This is a genomic window from Pseudomonas sp. 22515, assembly GCF_052044625.1.
Taxonomy (GTDB): Bacteria; Pseudomonadota; Gammaproteobacteria; order Pseudomonadales; family Pseudomonadaceae; genus Aquipseudomonas; species Aquipseudomonas alloputida.
Genome location: NZ_JBQENN010000013.1, coordinates 97,868 through 113,878 on the forward strand (window position 1 = coordinate 97,868; position 16,011 = coordinate 113,878).

Annotated in this window: 11 protein-coding genes and 2 tRNA genes; 7 read left to right on the forward strand and 6 right to left on the reverse strand. The window is 64.3% G+C overall.

Annotated features, from left to right (window positions below; genetic code table 11):
- Window positions 1-16: 16 nt before the first annotated feature.
- Both ACTJJN_RS14180 and ACTJJN_RS14185 read left to right on the forward strand, forming a co-directional pair.
- Window positions 17-850: an amidohydrolase family protein gene (locus tag ACTJJN_RS14180; protein ID WP_041168519.1), complete on the forward strand. Its 834-nt coding sequence runs from the start codon at window positions 17-19 to the stop codon at window positions 848-850.
- A 157-nt stretch (window positions 851-1,007) separates the two neighbouring features.
- Window positions 1,008-2,885 carry an MFS transporter gene (locus ACTJJN_RS14185; protein WP_012053433.1) on the forward strand — a complete coding sequence of 626 codons (1,878 nt, stop codon included), beginning with the start codon at window positions 1,008-1,010 and terminating at the stop codon, window positions 2,883-2,885.
- 4 nt (window positions 2,886-2,889) lie between these two features.
- Here ACTJJN_RS14185 and sugE read toward each other — a convergent pair whose 3' ends face one another.
- Together sugE and rdgC are read right to left on the reverse strand one after the other, a co-directional pair.
- Window positions 2,890-3,207: a quaternary ammonium compound efflux SMR transporter SugE gene (sugE, locus tag ACTJJN_RS14190; protein ID WP_003252507.1), complete on the reverse strand. Its 318-nt coding sequence runs from the start codon at window positions 3,205-3,207 to the stop codon at window positions 2,890-2,892.
- Window positions 3,208-3,601: 394 nt separating this feature from the next.
- Window positions 3,602-4,522 (reverse strand): recombination-associated protein RdgC, encoded by a 921-nt coding sequence (gene rdgC, locus ACTJJN_RS14195; RefSeq protein WP_003252510.1) that lies wholly within the window; start codon window positions 4,520-4,522, stop codon window positions 3,602-3,604.
- 216 nt (window positions 4,523-4,738) lie between these two features.
- On the opposite strand from rdgC, the gene ACTJJN_RS14200 reads away from it, so the two are divergent.
- Both ACTJJN_RS14200 and ACTJJN_RS14205 read left to right on the forward strand, forming a co-directional pair.
- Window positions 4,739-4,814: transfer RNA gene (locus ACTJJN_RS14200), tRNA-Val, on the forward strand.
- 13 nt (window positions 4,815-4,827) lie between these two features.
- Window positions 4,828-4,904, forward strand: a tRNA-Asp gene (locus ACTJJN_RS14205).
- 113 nt (window positions 4,905-5,017) lie between these two features.
- Here ACTJJN_RS14205 and map read toward each other — a convergent pair.
- Window positions 5,018-5,866 carry a type I methionyl aminopeptidase gene (gene map / locus ACTJJN_RS14210; RefSeq protein ID WP_033726391.1) on the reverse strand — a complete coding sequence of 283 codons (849 nt, stop codon included), beginning with the start codon at window positions 5,864-5,866 and terminating at the stop codon, window positions 5,018-5,020.
- A gap of 225 nt (window positions 5,867-6,091) precedes the next feature.
- Between map and ACTJJN_RS14215 the strand changes: the two genes are divergently transcribed.
- The 3 genes from ACTJJN_RS14215 to nirD all read left to right on the forward strand — a co-directional run bounded on the left by ACTJJN_RS14215 (window position 6,092) and on the right by nirD (window position 13,311).
- Complete coding sequence (locus tag ACTJJN_RS14215; protein WP_012053430.1) at window positions 6,092-10,117, forward strand: bifunctional nitrate reductase/sulfite reductase flavoprotein subunit alpha; 4,026 nt, start codon at window positions 6,092-6,094, stop codon at window positions 10,115-10,117.
- 279 nt (window positions 10,118-10,396) lie between these two features.
- Window positions 10,397-12,949, forward strand: a complete 2,553-nt coding sequence (gene nirB / locus ACTJJN_RS14220) for a nitrite reductase large subunit NirB (protein WP_440781347.1) — start codon at window positions 10,397-10,399, stop codon at window positions 12,947-12,949.
- The gene (nirD, locus tag ACTJJN_RS14225; RefSeq protein ID WP_088513586.1) at window positions 12,949-13,311 is read left to right on the forward strand and encodes a nitrite reductase small subunit NirD; all 363 of its coding nucleotides are present in this window, start codon (window positions 12,949-12,951) and stop codon (window positions 13,309-13,311) included. The genes nirB and nirD overlap by 1 nt, the downstream gene beginning before the upstream one ends.
- A gap of 127 nt (window positions 13,312-13,438) precedes the next feature.
- On the opposite strand, the gene ACTJJN_RS14230 is transcribed toward nirD, so the two are convergent.
- From ACTJJN_RS14230 to ACTJJN_RS14240, 3 genes are read right to left on the reverse strand one after another with little or no spacing between them, the layout of a single operon-like run.
- Window positions 13,439-14,389, reverse strand: coding sequence for a 2-hydroxyacid dehydrogenase (locus tag ACTJJN_RS14230; RefSeq protein ID WP_440781348.1), 951 nt, complete (start codon window positions 14,387-14,389; stop codon window positions 13,439-13,441).
- A 24-nt stretch (window positions 14,390-14,413) separates the two neighbouring features.
- On the reverse strand, window positions 14,414-15,172 hold the full coding sequence (locus tag ACTJJN_RS14235; protein ID WP_012053426.1) for an SDR family oxidoreductase: 759 nt from the start codon (window positions 15,170-15,172) through the stop codon (window positions 14,414-14,416).
- Between the two features lie 18 nt (window positions 15,173-15,190).
- Window positions 15,191-15,901 carry a fumarylacetoacetate hydrolase family protein gene (locus ACTJJN_RS14240; protein ID WP_012053425.1) on the reverse strand — a complete coding sequence of 237 codons (711 nt, stop codon included), beginning with the start codon at window positions 15,899-15,901 and terminating at the stop codon, window positions 15,191-15,193.
- Window positions 15,902-16,011: the final 110 nt, after the last annotated feature.

The window sequence follows — 16,011 nt, forward strand, 5'->3', positions numbered from 1 at the left end:
TGTTTGTATGAGAACCATGCCCGACGCACCTGCTTTGCACCTGACTGCCATCGACAGCCACGCCCACGTGTTCAGCCGTGGGCTGAACCTGGCCCGCCAGCGGCGTTATGCGCCCAGTTACGATGCGCCGCTGGGCGACTACCTGGGCCAACTGCGGGCCCATGGTTGCAGCCATGGCGTACTGGTTCAGCCCAGCTTCCTGGGTACGGACAACCGCTACCTGCTCAGCGCCTTGCAGACCGTGCCGGGGCAGCTGCGCGGGGTAGTGATGCTGGAGCGGGAGGTCGAGCCGGCGACCTTGGCGGAAATGGCCCGGTTGGGAGTCAGGGGGGTACGCCTCAACCTCATGGGGCACGACATGCCTGACCTGACCGGCGCTCAGTGGCGGCCCCTGCTGGAGCGCATCGGCGAGCAGGGGTGGCACGTGGAACTGCACCGTCAGGTGGCGGACATTCCAGTGCTGGTGCGGGCATTGCAGCCTTACGGGCTGGACATCGTGATTGACCATTTCGGCCGCCCGGATGCCCGCCTTGGCCTGGGCCAGCCGGGGTTTGCCGAACTGCTGACCCTGAGCGGTGGGGGCAAGGTGTGGGTGAAGGTGTCCGGCATCTACAGGCTGCAGGGCTCGCCGGAAGAGAACCTGGCATTCGCCCGTCAGGCGCTGTGCGCGCTGGAAGCCCATTACGGCGCAGAGCGGTTGATGTGGGGCAGTGACTGGCCGCATACCCAGCATGAGTCGGAGGTCAGTTTCGGCACCGCTGTCGAACAGTTCGAGGCCTTAGGGTGTTCAGCGCAGTTGCGCCAGGCGCTGTTGGTGGATACCGCGCGGGCGTTGTTTGGCTTCGAGTGACGTAGCGCCAGTGCTGCAACTGCTGGCAGGTCCTTGAACGCAATCTTGCGTGGCCATGCCTGAGCCTGTGCTTGCCAGCCAGCGCATTTCCCATGCAGATTTGTGGCCCGGCGCGCTTGGCGAGCCTCCAATTGAAAAGCCCTCAGGACCAAGGACGATGAGTCACTCTTCGCAATTCACCTTGCTCGGCAAGCGGCGTTTCCTGCCGTTTTTCATCACTCAGTCGCTGGGTGCCTTCAACGACAACCTGTTCAAGCAGTCGCTGATCCTGGCGATTTTGTTCAAGCTCAGCCTGGGCGATGGTGACCGATCGATCTGGGTCAACTTGTGTGCCTTGCTGTTCATCCTGCCGTTTTTCCTGTTTTCGGCGCTGGGCGGGCAGTTTGGCGAGAAGTTCGCCAAGGATGCGCTGATCCGTGCAATCAAACTGGCCGAAATCGTGATCATGGCGATGGGTGCGCTGGGCTTTGTCACCAACCATCTGTGGCTGATGCTGGTGGCCCTGTTCGGTATGGGGACCCACTCGGCGCTGTTCGGCCCGGTGAAGTATTCGATCCTGCCGCAGGCCCTGCGCGAGGAAGAGTTGGTGGGCGGTAACGGGCTGGTGGAAACCGGCACCTTCCTCGCCATCCTCGCCGGCACCATCGGCGCGGGGGTGATGATGTCGGCCGACAGCTACGCAACAGTGGTGGCCGGTGGCGTGGTCGGCACGGCGGTACTCGGCTACCTCGCCAGCCGCTGGATCCCGCGGGCGGCTGCCGCCTCGCCGCAAATGCCGCTGGACTGGAACATCTTCAAGCAGTCGTGGGTGATCTTGCGCATGGGCCTGGGCCAGCCGCCGGCGGTGTCGCGCTCGATCGTCGGCAACTCGTGGTTCTGGTTTGTTGGCGCTATCTACCTCACGCAGATCCCGGCCTATGCCAAGGATTGGCTGCACGGTGACGGCACCGTGGTGACCCTGGTGCTGACCCTGTTCTCGGTGGGCATTGCCCTGGGCTCGCTGCTGTGTGAGCGGCTCAGTGGACGCAAGGTGGAAATCGGCCTGGTGCCGTTCGGTTCGTTCGGCCTGACCCTGTTCGGCCTGCTGTGGTGGTGGCACTCTGGTGATGTACCGGCTGCAGCAGCGCCGCACGACTGGCTGGCACTGCTGGGCATGAGCCAGGCCTGGTGGATCTTGCTGTCGATCATTGGCCTGGGTGTGTTCGGCGGCTTCTACATCGTGCCGCTGTATGCGTTGATCCAGGCCCGCACGGCCGAGGACGAGCGCGCCAGGGTAATCGCGGCCAACAACATCCTCAATGCCTTGTTCATGGTGGTGTCGGCGGTGCTCACCATCATCCTGCTAGGCGTGGCCAAGCTGAGCATCCCGCAGCTTTTCCTGGTGGTGTCGCTGCTCAATATCGCGGTCAACACCTATATCTTCAGGATCGTGCCCGAGTTCACCATGCGCTTCCTGATCTGGCTGCTCAGCCATTCGATGTACCGCGTGCAGCACCGAGACCTCGAGCGCATCCCCGACGAAGGTGCAGCGTTGCTGGTGTGCAACCACGTGTCGTTCGTCGATGCGTTGCTGCTGGGCGGGGCCATACGCCGGCCGATCCGCTTTGTCATGTACTACAAGATCTACAACCTGCCGGTGCTCAACTTCGTGTTTCGCACTGCCGGTGCCATCCCGATTGCCGGGCGTAACGAAGACCAGGCGACGTACGAGCGGGCCTTCGCGCGGATTGCCGAGTACCTGGCTGATGGCGAGCTGGTGTGCATCTTCCCGGAAGGCAAGCTGACGGGCGATGGCGAAATCGATGTCTTCAAGGGTGGGGTCAGCCGCATCCTCGAAGAAACGCCGGTACCGGTGATTCCGCTGGCCTTGCAGGGGTTGTGGGGTAGCTTCTTCAGCCGCGACCCGGCCAAGGGCTTCTTCAAGCGCCTGTGGTCGCGGGTGACCATCGTGGCAGGCGCCGCCGTCCCGGTGGAGGCGGCGCAGCCTGAAGTGTTGCGCGAACAGGTCAGCCGCCTGCGCGGCCCTCTGCGATAGGGGGTTAGCTGGCGCTGACTTTCAGGCCGACGAGGCCGCAGACGATCAGCGCCACACTGACCAGCCGCACCAGGGCCATGGACTCGCCGAACAGCATGATCCCGGCGATGACCGTACCGACTGCGCCTACGCCGGTCCAGATGGCATAGGCGGTGCCCAGCGGCAACTCCTTCATGGCCAGGCCCAGCAGGCCCAGGCTGATGACCATGGCGCCGACGGTAAGGACAGTGGGTAGTGGTCGAGTGAAACCGTCGGTGTATTTGAGGCCGACGGCCCAGCCAACCTCGAACAGGCCGGCGAAAAACAGGATGATCCAGGACATGAGTGTGTCTCCATCGTTTGAATGATGGGGCCGTCCCCGGAATGGTCACGCGGTGCGTCGTGAGGTCGTCCTCACAGTGTGCATCATGGTGCCAATCTGCGGCCTTCCGGGCAAGTCCACGCCTGCAAGGGGTACCACACCCACTTGTAGGGTCAACTGTCTTGCTCAAAATGTGTAGGCACGGGTTTGTCCGCGAATGGGCCGGGCCTGCTGGCCAATTTCCACCCGTCGTTCACCGTTGCCGCCGCTACCGTATTCGCGGGTAAACCCGCTCCTACACCTGATCGGGGGTGGGCACACATTGGTGATTGGGTGCAGGCCGTCGTAGGCGCGGGTTTACCCGCGAAGAGGCCGGTGCTGGCAGAAAACAGGCCAGCACCGCATCTCATACCCGTCAGACCCCTTGCGGAATCTCTTCACCACCCAGCGCCTCGAACAGCACCGGCAGGAATTCGGCAAAGGTCATCATCATCAGCTGGAAGCTGGCGTCGAACTGTTGCGCAGCCTCATCGCCACCGTCCTGCTCGGCCTGCTCCTGCAGCAGCTCTTCGAACTTCAGGCGCTTGATCACCATCTTGTCGTCGAGAATGAACGACAGCTTGTCTTGCCAGGCCAGGGCCAGCTGGGTCACCACTTTGCCAGTGCTCAGGTGCAGCTGGATCTCTTCGCCAGTCAGGTCCTGGCGCTTGCAGCGCACGATACCGCCATCTTCGGCGGTGTCGCGCAGTTCGCACTCGTCCAGCACATAGAAGCCTTCGGCGGCTTGCTGCGATTTGACCCAGTCGGTCATGGTGGCCACCGGCGCAATCTTCACCGTGGCCGGGCGCACGGGCAGCGAACCCATCACTTCACGCAGGGTCGACAGCAGGTCTTCGGCGCGCTTGGCGCTGGCCGAGTTGACCAGGATCACGCCCAGGCGTGGGGCAATGGCAGCGAAGATCATCGAGCGGCGGATGAACGCACGCGGCAGGAACGCCTGGATGATTTCGTCCTTGATCTGGTCGCGTTCCTTTTTATAGACCTTGCGCATTTGCTCGGTCTCGATCTCTTCGACCTTTTCCTTGACCGCGTCGTTGACCACGCTGCTCGGCAGGATGCGTTCTTCCTTGCGCGCGGCAATCAGCAGGTACTCGCCGCTGACATGCACCAGGGGAGCGTCTTCGCCTTTGCCGAACGGCGCGACGAAACCATAAGTGGTCAGCTCCTGGCTGGCGCAGGGGCGGGCCGGCTTGCTGGCCAGGGCGGCTTCCAGCGCTTCAGGCTCGAACGGAACTTCCTGGGTCAGGCGGTAGGTCAGCAGGTTCTTGAACCACATGAGGGGCAATCTCTCCTTAATGCATAAGGCGGGCATTATTCTCCGAGCGGTGAATTGAGGCCAGCCCTGTCAGAGGGCCAGCAGTGGCTTATGCACGAAAGAATCGCCCGACAACGCTAGGTCTTTGAAAGGCCTGAGGTTTTTTTTGAAAAAAGTTTAAAAAGTGCTTGCCAGGGTGCGGGACGCTCCGTAGAATGCGCGCCACACCGAGACGAAGGGTGATTAGCTCAGCCGGGAGAGCATCTGCCTTACAAGCAGAGGGTCGGCGGTTCGATCCCGTCATCACCCACCACTCGATGTATAGCGCAGCGGTAGTTCAGTCGGTTAGAATACCGGCCTGTCACGCCGGGGGTCGCGGGTTCGAGTCCCGTCCGCTGCGCCATATTCCACTTCCAGGGCCCACTGAACACCCGGAAGTAACAAAGAAAGCGACCCTAGGGTCGCTTTTTTTGTGCCTGAATTTTGTCCCCCTACCTGCACGCGTTTGCCGCAGCTTCAGCCACGCCGTTCCTCCTCCCGCAATGTCAGCACCTCATACCCACCCTCAGTCACCGCCACGGTATGCTCCCACTGCGCCGACAAGCTGTGGTCCCGGGTGATCACCGTCCAGCCATCCTTCAACTCGCGCGTGCCGCGGCCACCCTGGTTGATCATCGGCTCGATGGTAAACACCATCCCCGGTTTCAGCTTCATGCCCATGCCGCGCTGGCCAATGTGCAGTACCTCTGGCCCTTCATGCATCTGCTGGCCAATACCGTGGCCGCAATACTCGCGCACCACGCTGTAACCCGCCGCCTCGGCATGGGCCTGAACGGCATGGCCGATATCGCCCAGCGTTGCCCCAGGGCGCACCTGCTCGATGCCTTTCCACAACGCGTCATAGGTGGTGTCGACCAGGCGCCGGGCTTCTTCGCTGATCTTGCCGATGCAATACATCTTCGACGAATCGGCAATGTAGCCGCCCTGTTCCAGCGTGATGTCGACGTTGATGATCGAGCCTTCCTTGAGCACCTCATCGACCTTGGGGATGCCGTGGCATACCACGTGGTCCACCGACGTATTGAGCGAGTAAGGGAAACCGTACTGGCCTTTGCTTGCTGGCCGTGCCTTGAGCGTATCGACGATGAACGCCTCGGCGCGGTCGTTGATCTGCATCGTGGTCACGCCGGGGCGGATGAAGCTGTCGAGTTCGGTGAACACCTGGGCCAGTAGCTGGCCGGCGCGGCGCATCAGGTCGAGTTGGGCGGGGGTCTTGAGGATCACCTGGGACATGGGGGGAGGGCAGTTGCTCATGCTGGAAATTGCCCCAGCATAGCGCCAGCGGGTACCGGCTTGCCACTGCATGGTGCGTAACCTGTGCAGGCCTCTTCGCGGGCACGCCCGCTCCCACAGGTACGGCGCCNCGAAAGGGCCGGTATAGCTGGCCCATAAATTGCTGATCTACCCTCATCCCGGGCTATCAACGTCGACAGCCCTCACCACTTCACGACAAAGGCGCCGTGTTGCCCCGCTTGCATCAGCATGCCGGGGCAGCCGGCGCCTTTTTGCGTTTTCCACAGGAGCCCGCCCATGGCCAACAGCGAAGTACGCAGCGTCTGCCCCTACTGCGGCGTGGGCTGCGGCATCGTCATGAGCGTTGCCGATGGCAAGGTCGGCAAGATCAGCGGCGACAAGCTGCACCCGAGCAACTTTGGCCGCCTATGCACCAAAGGCCTCACCGCACACCTGCCACTGAGTGCCAGCGGGCGCATGGCCGACGCCTATGTGCGCCAGCAACGCAGCCAGCCGCCAGTGCGCACCAGCATGGACCAGGCCATCGCTGCCACCGCCGAGCGTCTGCGCAGCATCATCGACCAGCACGGCCCGGATGCCGTGGCGCTCTACGTGTCCGGGCAAATGTCGCTGGAGGCCCAGTACCTGGCCAACAAGTTGGCCAAGGGCTTTATCCGTACGCGCCACATCGAGTCCAACTCGCGCCTGTGCATGGCCAGCGCCAGCAGTGGCTACAAGCTGTCGCTTGGCGCCGATGGCCCACCTGGCAGTTACCAGGACTTCGAGCACGCCGACGTATTTTTGGTGATCGGCGCCAACATGGCCGACTGCCACCCGATCCTGTTCCTGCGCCTGCTTGATCGGGTCAAGGCCGGTGCGAAGCTGATCGTCGTCGACCCACGTCGCAGCGCCACCGCCGACAAGGCCGACCTGTTTCTGCAGGTGCGCCCCGGCAGCGACATGGCCTTGCTCAACGGCCTTTTGCACCTGCTGCATCGCAATGGCCGCACCCACCCCGACTTCATCGCCCGCCACACCGAAGGCTGGGACGAACTGCCGGCCTTCCTCGACGACTACCCCCCCGAGCGCGTCGCCGCCATCACCGGGCTGGCCGAGGCCGATATCATCAAGGCCGCCGAATGGATCGGCAGCGCCAACAACTGGATGAGCTGCTGGACCATGGGCTTGAACCAGAGCATTCACGGTACCTGGCACAGCAACGCCATCTGTAACCTGCATTTGGCCACGGGTGCCATCTGCCGCCCCGGTAGCGGCCCGTTCTCGCTGACCGGCCAGCCCAATGCCATGGGCGGCCGCGACATGGGCTACATGGGCCCCGGCTTGCCAGGCCAGCGCTCAGCGTTGGCGGACGACGACCGCGCGTTCGTCGAGCGACAGTGGCAACTGCCACCCGGCAGCCTGCGCAGCGAGGGTGGCGAGGGTACGGTGGCGCTGTTCGGGCAGATGAAAACCGGTGAAGTGAAAGCCTGCTGGGTCATCTGCAGCAACCCGGTAGCCAGTGTCGCCAACCGCCAGCAAGTGATCGACGGCCTGCGCAAGGCCGAACTGGTCATTACCCAGGACGCCTTCCTCGACACCGAAACCAACCGCTACGCCGACATCCTCCTGCCGGCCGCGCTGTGGGCCGAAGGTGAGGGTGTGATGATCAACAGCGAGCGCAACCTGACCCTGATGCCACGCGCTGTCGAGCCCCCCGGGCAAAGCTTGCCGGACTGGCAGATCATTGCCCGCGTGGCGTGTGCCATGGGCTATGCCGACGCCTTCGACTACCCCAATGCCGAAGCGGTGTATGAGGAAATACGCCGCTTCCACAACCCTGTTACCGGTTATGACCTGCGCGGTATCGGCTATGCCGAATTGCGGACACAGCCGCGCCAGTGGCCTTGTGCACCGGGCAGCGAGCAGCATCGTAGCCCGCTGCGCTACCTCAACGACGGCAGCAGCCAGGCGCTCCTGCTCGATGCCCGGGGTAGGCGGCCGGCACTGGCCTTTCCCACCGCCAGCGGCAAGGCGCGCTTCTTTGCGCGGCCCTGGTTGCCGGCAGCGGAAGTGCCGGACGATGACTACCCCATGGTGCTTAACACTGGCCGTGTGCAGCACCAATGGCACACGTTGACCAAGACCGGCAAGGTGCCGGCACTGAACAAGCTGGAGCCCGGCCCCTACCTTGAGATTCACCCCGAGGATGCCGCCCGGCTGGGTGTCGCTGAAAAGGACCAGGTGGCCGTTCGCTCACGCCGGGGGCACGCCGTGTTGCCGGCGCGCATCAGTGACCGGGTCATGCCGGGCAACTGCTTTGCGCCGTTTCACTGGAATGACCTGATCGGCGAGCAATTGGCGATCAATGCCGCGACCTGCGATGCGGTCGACCCGCTGTCGCTGCAGCCTGCCTTCAAACACTGCGCCATAGCCCTGGAGCGGGTCGCAGGCGAGCGCATCGACGCCCTTGATCTGAACACTGCCACTGTAGAGCCTGTCCGCATGCCGACCGCCACCCTGTCCCGTCTGCTTGGCCTGCACACCCTGCCGGTTCCGGTGCTGGCCGAAGAAGAGCGTCATTACCTGCAAGGTTTCCTGCTGGGCCTGGACCAGGCCCGCGCCGAGGGCGTACCCCGCCTGCCGCCCAGTGCGCCGCTGGCTGCCAGCCGTCGTTTGTTTGTCGACGGTTTGCTGGCCGGGCTGTTCGCCCAGCCTGCAACTGCGCCCATCGCGGCACAGGCCGCGCCATGGCATCAGGTGCTGTGGGCCTCGCAGACCGGCAATGGTGAGCAACTGGCCGAACGCTGTGCCGCGCGCCTGCGCGATGCTGGTCTGAACGTGCAACTCAGCTGCCTGGAGGCGGTCAGCCCAAGCCAGCTGCAGGGTGTTGCCAGTGTGGTGTTGATCGCCAGCACCTTTGGCGATGGCGACGCGCCCGACAGCGGCGCGGCATTCTGGCAGGCCTTGCAGGGCGAGGAGGGCGCCCACTGCGCCGGGCTGCCCTATGCCGTACTGGCCTTGGGCGACTCCAGTTACGACCAGTTCTGCGGTTTTGGCCGCAAGCTCGACCAGCGCCTGGCCGAGCTGGGAGGGCAGCGCCTGCTGCAACGGGTGGACTGCGAGCCAGACTTCGACGAAGCCTTTGCCAGTTGGCTCGAAGCGTTATTACCTGCACTGGGCACTGCCGCGGCGCCACCTCCGGCGAGTGAAGCTGCACCCGTATCGGCCTTCAGCAAGCAGCAACCCTGGATGGCCACCGTGCTGGAAAACCGCCTGCTCAATGGCCCCGGCGCCAGCAAGGAAACCCGCCAGCTGGTCTTCGACCTGGGCGGCAGCGGCTTCAGTTATGCTGCCGGCGATGCCTTGGGCGTATGGCCGCGCAACTGCCCGGCCCTGGTAGAAGAGCTGCTGACACTGATGCAGCTCGATGGCCAGGCGATGGTCGAGCTTAAAGGTCATTGCGCCATGCCATTGGCCGAAGCCCTGCAAGCACATCTGGAAATTGCCAAGGTCACTGCACAACAACTGCAGGCATTTGCCAGCAATGCGCCTGACCTGCAGCGGTTGCTGCAGCCTGAATGCAAGGCCGAGCTGCAAGATTGGCTGTGGGGCCGGCAGCTGGTCGATGTGCTGCGCGCTTTCCCCCAGCAGTTGCCGCTGGCCAGCTGGCTGGAACTGCTCAAGCCATTGCAGCCGCGGCTCTATTCGATCAGTTCCAGCCCGCTGGCGCACCCAGGCCAGGTGCATCTGACGGTATCGACGGTGCGTTATGGCGAACGTAAAGGCGTGTGCTCAAGCTTCCTTGCCGACCGTGCGCAGGTGCAGAAAGTGGCGATCTTCCCGCAGGTGTCGAAGCACTTCCGCTTGCCCGAGGACGACAGCGTGCCGGTGATCATGGTGGGCCCTGGTACTGGCATTGCACCGTTCCGTGCGTTCCTCGAGGAGCGAGAGGCACGGGGGGCAAAAGGTGACAACTGGCTGTTCTTCGGTGAGCAGTACGCAGCGACCGATTTCTATTACCAGGAGCAGTTGCAGGCCTGGGAGGCGGCGGGGCACCTGCGGCTGAACACGGCGTTCTCGCGGGACCAGGTCGAGAAGATCTATGTGCAGCAGCGCATGCTTGAGCAGGGTGCGCTGTTGTGGCAGTGGCTGGAGGCGGGGGCGTATTTCTATGTGTGTGGCGATGCGCAGCGTATGGCCAGGGATGTGGATGCGGCGTTGCGGGTAATCGTCGCCGAGCATGGCCGGATGGATGCGGCGGCGGCGGCGGCTTATGTCGAAGGCTTGAGCAAGGCCAGGCGTTATCGGCGCGATGTGTACTGACGTGCTCCAAGATGGGGTGTTGTGCACCTTGAATGTGCATTGGCTGGGCGGGCCCAGCGCAAGTGTAGGAGCGGGTTTACCCGCGAAGAGGCCGACACAGGCAACCCACGCAACCCAGGCAACCCAGGCAACCCGATTGGCACGCTCCCTGCTTAACCTTGGATACAACAAAGCCCACTGATCAACGGCGATCAACCGGGCCCCCTACCGTGATGAATACAGGCAAAGGCGCCTGGAGCTTCGGCTCCAGGCGCTTTTTTTTTGATCGAGGATCGGCTTATGAAGGCAACAGCGAGCAGCGGGCAACGAGAGCGACTGGTCATCGTCGGCAACGGCATGGTCGGCCACCATTGCGTCGAACAACTGGTCAGTCGCGGCGCCCTGCAGCGCTTCGAGGTGCGGGTATTCGGCGAAGAGCGCCAACGCGCGTATGACCGCGTGCACCTGTCCGAATACTTCGGCGGCAGCTGTGCCGAAACCCTGGCCCTGTGTGAGCACGATTTCTACGACGCCAATGGCGTGCACCTGCACCTGGGTGAGGCCGTGCTGGAGATCGACCGTGAGCGCCGCGAAGTCGTCACTGCCGAAGGTCGCTATGGCTACGACCAACTGGTGCTGGCCACCGGCTCCTATCCCTTCGTACCGCCGATCGAAGGCTCCAGCGGCAATGCCCGCCTGGTCTACCGCACCCTGGACGACCTCGATGGCATTCGTGCTGCTGCAGCCGGTGCCCGCCGAGGGGTGGTGGTCGGCGGTGGCCTGCTTGGCCTGGAAGCGGCCAACGCCCTCAAGTCGCTGGGGCTGGAAGCCCACGTGGTGGAATTCGCCCCACGGCTGATGCCGGTACAGCTGGACGGCGAGGGCGGTGCCGCGTTGAAGGCGCAGATCGAAGCGCTGGGTGTGGGGGTGCACCTGGCGCGCGCCACCCAGTCGGTCAGTGCCGGTGAAACCTACCGCTACCGCATGAACTTCGACGGCGGTGAGCACCTGGAAACCGACCTGATCGTGTTCTCCGCCGGTATCCGCCCACAGGATGCACTGGGCCGAGGTTGCGGCCTGGACATCGCCGCGCGCGGTGGCGTGGTCATCGATAACCACTGCCGCAGCAGCGACCCACGCATCTTCGCCATCGGCGAGTGCGCCTCGTGGAACGGCAGTGTGTTCGGACTGGTCGCCCCAGGCTACAGCATGGCGCGCAACCTGGCTGGGCTGCTGATGGGCGAGGCGGCGGTGGCGTTCACCGGCGCCGACATGTCGACCAAGCTCAAGCTGCTGGGGGTGGATGTCGGTTCGATCGGCGATGCCCACGGTGCCACGCCGGGCGCGCGCAGCTATCGCTTCATCGATGAAGCCAACAGCGCTTACCGCCGTTTGGTGGTGGATGCCAGCGGCAAGCACGTGCTCGGCGCGGTGCTGGTCGGCGACAACAGCTATTACGACACCCTGTTGCAGTACGCCCAGAACGGCATCGCCCTGCCGGCCGACCCGGCAGCGCTGATCCTGCCGCAAGGCGGTGGTGCGCCGGCGTTGGGCGCCGATGCGCTGCCCGACAGCGCGACCATCTGCTCCTGCCACAACGTCAGCAAGGGGGCGGTGTGCGCCGCGATCGACAGTGGCTGTAGCGACTTGGCTGCGGTCAAGGGCTGCACCAAGGCCGCGACCGGCTGCGGCGGTTGCGCGGCCCTGCTCAAGCAAGTCTTCGAGCACGAACTGACGGCCCGCGGCGTGGCGGTGGACAAGAGCCTGTGCGAGCACTTTGCCTACACCCGGCAGGAGCTGTACGGGTTGGTGCGGGTGGAGGGTATCCGCACCTTCAGTGAACTGCTCGAGCGCCATGGCAAGGGCCATCTGGGGTGTGACATCTGCAAGCCGGCGGTGGGCAACATTCTCGCCTCGTGCTGGAACCAGCCGATCATGGACCCGGCGCTGGTACCGCTGCAGGACACCAACGACACCTTCATGGCCAACATGCAGAAAAACGGCACCTATTCGGTGGTGCCGCGCATTCCCGGTGGTGAAATAACCCCCGACAAGCTTATCGTCATCGGCCAGGTGGCCAAGAAATACGACCTGTACACCAAGATCACCGGTGGCCAGCGCATCGACCTGTTCGGCGCCCAGTTGCACGAGCTGCCGCTGATCTGGGGCGAACTGATCGAGGCCGGTTTCGAAACCGGCCACGCCTACGGCAAGTCGACCCGCACGGTGAAGTCGTGCGTGGGCAGTACCTGGTGCCGTTACGGCGTGCAGAACAGTGTCGCCATGGCCCTGCGCCTGGAAGACCGTTACAAGGGCCTGCGCAGCCCGCACAAGCTCAAGTTCGCGGTATCGGGTTGCACCCGTGAATGCGCCGAGGCGCAGAGCAAGGACATCGGCGTTATCGCCACCGACAAGGGCTGGAACCTGTACGTGTGCGGCAACGGCGGCATGCGCCCGCGGCATGCCGAGCTGTTCGCCACCGACCTGGACGACGAAACCCTGGTACGCCTGATCGACCGCGTGCTGATGTTCTACATCCGCACGGCCGACAAGCTGCAGCGCACCTCGGTGTGGCGTGAAAACCTGGAAGGCGGGCTGGACTACCTGAAGCAGGTGATCATCGACGACAGCCTGGGCCTGGCTAATGAGCTGGAAGCGCAGATGCAGCAGGTGGTCGACCAGTATGAATGCGAGTGGGCCAATGCCCTCAACGACCCGGAGAAGCTCAAGCGCTTCCGCACCTTCGTCAACGACCGACGCGCCGACCCGGACGTGCACTTCGTGCGCGAACGCGAGCAACGCCGGCCTGCTGCACCGCTGCACCTGATCCCAACTGTCGAGGAGGCTGTCTGATGAACCTGGCCAATGCTGCTGTGAACACGCAAGAAAACTGGCAGACGGTGTGCCAGGCACAAGACCTGGTGGCCGACTCCGGCGTCGTGGTTTGGTTCGATGGGGCCCAGGTGGCGTTGTTCTACCTGCCGGGGCAGTCCCAGCCGCTGTATGCAGTGGACAATCGCGACCCACGCTCCGGCGCCAACATCATCGGCCGCGGGCTGGTGGGCAGTGTGCAAGGTGAGTTGGTGGTGGCAGCGCCGCTCTACAAGCAGCACTTCAGCCTGCTGAGTGGGGAGTGCCTGGAGGATGCCGGGCAGAGGTTGCGGGTGTGGCCGGTGCGGTTGAAGGGGGAGGCGGTGGAGCTGGCGGTGGCCTGATACCCCTTTGCTGCCTGTGCCGGCCTCTTCGCGGGCACGCCCGCGCCTACGGAATCTGCACCGCCTTCAAATACGGCGCTGCACCTGTGGGAACGGGCCTTCCCGCGAAGAGGCCAGCACAAGCCGACTAGATAACCAACCCCTGCGGTGTGCGTCCGGCAAATACATCCACCAGGCTGGCCACCACCATCTCGCCCATGCGCGTGCGTGTCTGTACCGTGGCACTGGCGCGATGCGGTTGCAGGACTACATCTTCGCGCTCGAACAACGCCTCGGGCGCTCGCGGTTCATCGGCAAACACATCCAGCGCCGCGCCAGCGATCTCGCCGGCCTGCAACGCCGCGACCAACGCGGGTTCATCCACCAGCTTGCCGCGTGCGATATTGATCAGATACCCCTCGGCGCCCAACGCCCGCAGCACGTCGCGATTGATCAGCGCCTCGCCCTTGTCAGCCGCCGCCGCGAGTATCAGCGCATCGCTGTCCTTGGCCAACTGCAGCAGATCTGCCTCGAACCCGTAGGGCACATCCAGCGCCTGTAGATCGGTGTAGCGGATCGGGCAACCGAAGGCTGTCGCCCGCTGTGCTACCGCCCGCCCGACCCGGCCCATGCCGACGATGCCCACGCGCATGCCCGACACCTGCCGGGCCAGTGGCAGCGGTGCCAGCGGCGTGGTGCTGGTGGCCCAACGGCCGGCGCGAACGAAGCGGTCACCGGTGCAGATACCCCGGCACAAGCCGATCAGCAGGCCGATGGCAAGATCGGCGACGTCCTCGGTGAGCGCACCGAGGGTCGCCGTCACCTGGATGCCGTGATCGCGGGCATAGGCCAAGTCTACCGCGTCGGTGCCGACGCCATTGACGGCGATCACTTCGAGGTTGGGCAGGCGCGCCATCAGCGCCTGGCTGATGCCGGTGTGGCCGCCGGTAATCACGCCCCGAATGTTGCTTGCATACTGGCTGACGTAGGCATCCTTGTCGGCCTGTTCGTAGTAACGGTGTACGGTGAACAGCTGTTCCAGGCGCTCACGGATCTGCGGGATCAGGATAGGGCTCAGTTGCAGGACTTCTGGTTTCATCGGTCACTCCATCATAAACAGGGATCAGCCACGGCCAACGAACGGCATGTTGCTGGCCATCACGGTCATGTTCAGTACGTTGGCGTCGAGCGGCAGCGCTGCGATGTAGCGCACCGCATCGGCCACATGGCGCACGTCGAGCATCGGTTCGGCGGCGATCTCGCCATTGGCCTGGCGCACCCCACGGGTCATGCGCTCGGACAACTCGGTCAGGGCGTTGCCGATGTCCAACTGGCTGCACACGATGTGGTAAGGCCGACCATCCAGCGCCAGCGCCTTGGTCAGGCCCAGCACCGCATGCTTGCTGGCGGTGTAAGGTGCGGTGAACGGGCGTGGGGTGTGCGCCGAGATCGAGCCGTTATTGATGATTCGCCCGCCTTGCGGCTGCTGGCGGCGCATCAGGCCGAAGGCGGCGCGGGCGCACAGGAACACACCATCGACGTTGGTGGCCATGACGTTGCGCCAGTTCTCCAACGGCAGCTCGTCCACCGGCACGGCGGGCGCGTTGATGCCGGCATTGTTGAAGATCACATCGAGCCGGCCGTGCACTTCTTCGATGGTGGCGAACAGCTGCGCGACGCTTTGCTCGTCGCGTACATCGGTGGGCACGGCCAGTGCCTCACCGCCTGCTGCCAGCGCCTGTGCAACCACGGCTTGCAGGGGTTCGGCGCGGCGCCCGGCGAGCACCAGGCTGAAGCCATCCTCCAGCAGGGCGAGGGCGACGGCGCGGCCGATGCCGCTACCGGCACCGGTGACCAGGGCGATTTTCTTGTTCTGGGTCATGTCGGGTCTCCGTCAGGCTCAGGCTGCGTTGGCTGTTTGCCCGGCAGGGCGGGGGCCGACACGCAGGTGCAGCTCGCCAATACCGTCGATCCCGGCGTGTATCGTGTCGCCCGGGTTCAGCGGGGCCACGCCGGGCGGGCTGCCGGTCATGATCAGGTCGCCCGGGTGCAGCGGCAGCTGGCGTGACAGCCGGCTGATCACTTCGGCCAATGCCCAGGTCTGCTGGCTCAGGTGGGCACGCTGGCGCTCCTCGCCATTGACCTGCAGCCACAGCGACGTATCCAGCGGCCAGTCGCATTCGCTGGCAGGGACGATGGCGGTCATCGGTGCCGAAGCCTCGAACACCTTGGCGCCTTCCCACGGCAGGCCCTCGGCCTTGGCCTTGCGCTGGTGATCGCGACGGGTCATGTCTAGACCGGCGGCAAAGCCGAACACATGCTCCAGGGCATGCTCGCGGGCGATGTTGGCGCCGCCTTTGGCGATGGCCGCGACCAGTTCGATTTCATGGCAGAACTCGTCGGTCTGCGGCGGGAAGGGCAGTTCGCCCAGTGCCTCGACCACGTTGCTTGCCGGTTTCATGAAAAACACAGGCTCCTGCGGCGCCGCGCCGTAGGATTCCGGCCACGGGTAGTTGCGGCCGAGGCAGAACACCCGGCCGACCGGGAAGCGCGCATCGCTGCCGCGGATCGGCAGGCTGACGATGGCCGGCGGGTTGAACAGGTAGGTCATGGGTGGATCCTCCGTACTGGAGTGGACAGCGTATCCAGCGGCTGGCCGGCAAAGTTGGACGAAAGCGGGGTTGGGTTGGACTATCCAAGGCACCTGGACCGGCCCTTTCG

Excerpts from the sequence above, each read along its gene's own strand:
- ACTJJN_RS14180 (WP_041168519.1), top strand. The coding sequence starts at position 17 with ATGCCCGACGCACCTGCTTTGCACCTGACTGCCATCGACAGCCACGCC.
- sugE (WP_003252507.1), bottom strand. The coding sequence starts at position 3,207 with ATGTCCTGGATCATCCTGTTTTTCGCCGGCCTGTTCGAGGTTGGCTGG.
- ACTJJN_RS14185 (WP_012053433.1), top strand. The coding sequence starts at position 1,008 with ATGAGTCACTCTTCGCAATTCACCTTGCTCGGCAAGCGGCGTTTCCTG.
- map (WP_033726391.1), bottom strand. The coding sequence starts at position 5,866 with ATGCAGTGGCAAGCCGGTACCCGCTGGCGCTATGCTGGGGCAATTTCC.
- ACTJJN_RS14230 (WP_440781348.1), bottom strand. The coding sequence starts at position 14,389 with ATGAAACCAGAAGTCCTGCAACTGAGCCCTATCCTGATCCCGCAGATC.
- ACTJJN_RS14235 (WP_012053426.1), bottom strand. The coding sequence starts at position 15,172 with ATGACCCAGAACAAGAAAATCGCCCTGGTCACCGGTGCCGGTAGCGGC.
- nirD (WP_088513586.1), top strand. The coding sequence starts at position 12,949 with ATGAACCTGGCCAATGCTGCTGTGAACACGCAAGAAAACTGGCAGACG.
- ACTJJN_RS14215 (WP_012053430.1), top strand. The coding sequence starts at position 6,092 with ATGGCCAACAGCGAAGTACGCAGCGTCTGCCCCTACTGCGGCGTGGGC.
- nirB (WP_440781347.1), top strand. The coding sequence starts at position 10,397 with ATGAAGGCAACAGCGAGCAGCGGGCAACGAGAGCGACTGGTCATCGTC.
- rdgC (WP_003252510.1), bottom strand. The coding sequence starts at position 4,522 with ATGTGGTTCAAGAACCTGCTGACCTACCGCCTGACCCAGGAAGTTCCG.
- ACTJJN_RS14240 (WP_012053425.1), bottom strand. The coding sequence starts at position 15,901 with ATGACCTACCTGTTCAACCCGCCGGCCATCGTCAGCCTGCCGATCCGC.